Source organism: Aequorivita sediminis (assembly GCF_032080575.2).
In the GTDB taxonomy this organism is placed as follows: domain Bacteria; phylum Bacteroidota; class Bacteroidia; order Flavobacteriales; family Flavobacteriaceae; genus Aequorivita; species Aequorivita sediminis.
This window is the reverse complement of record NZ_JAVLSO020000051.1, coordinates 1-342: the sequence shown is the minus strand read 5'-3', so window position 1 is coordinate 342 and position 342 is coordinate 1. Positions and strand designations below refer to the sequence as shown.

Genomic DNA, 342 nt, shown 5'->3' with positions numbered 1-342 from the left:
CGACTTGCATGTGTTAGGCCTGCCGCTAGCGTTCATCCTGAGCCAGGATCAAACTCTTCATCGTATAATCTTCAATAATATTGCGACCATACTTCCGTAAAGAGCTCGACTCTCAAAAAAATCTCAGAAAATCTCACTTAGTTTAGTTTCTTTGTTGACTAATTTCCTTTCGAAAATTAATCTACGCTGTCAATTTCAATATCTCAATGAACTTACCTTTATCCGAAAATAAAGATTCAATTTTTGACGATGGATCGGAGTCGAACCGATACTTATTTAACCTCTCATCTTGTCTATGAACACGCTTATTCGCTAAGCGGGTGCAAATATACAACTCTTTTT

Annotated in this window: 1 rRNA gene; it reads right to left on the bottom strand. The window is 37.1% G+C overall.

Annotation, left to right across the window (positions count from 1 at the left end):
• A 16S ribosomal RNA gene (locus tag RT250_RS13550) occupies positions 1 to 64 on the bottom strand; the annotation flags it as partial.
• Positions 65 to 342 lie beyond the last annotated feature (278 nt).